Origin of the sequence: Carboxydothermus islandicus (assembly GCF_001950325.1) — a bacterium.
GTDB classification, from domain to species: Bacteria; Bacillota; Z-2901; order Carboxydothermales; family Carboxydothermaceae; genus Carboxydothermus; species Carboxydothermus islandicus.
In genome coordinates this window covers 1-241 of record NZ_BDJL01000060.1, presented here as the reverse complement: position 1 = coordinate 241, position 241 = coordinate 1, and the positions used below count along the sequence as shown (strand labels likewise).

1 rRNA gene is annotated in these 241 nt (G+C 56.0%); it reads right to left on the bottom strand.

Going from position 1 to position 241, the window contains the following annotated elements:
- Positions 1-241 (bottom strand): 16S ribosomal RNA (locus ciss_RS09005); the annotation flags it as partial.

Here is a 241-nt window from a genome sequence, read left to right as displayed (position 1 = left end):
TCCCTTTGTACCGCCCATTGTAGCACGTGTGTAGCCCAGGGCATAAAGGCCATGATGATTTGACGTCATCCCCACCTTCCTCCATCTTGTCGATGGCAGTCCCCTTAGAGTGCCCGTCTTTACGCTGGCAACTAAGGGTAGGGGTTGCGCTCGTTGCGGGACTTAACCCAACATCTCACGACACGAGCTGACGACAACCATGCAGCACCTGTCTCGCGGTTCCTACCATAAGGCAGGCACC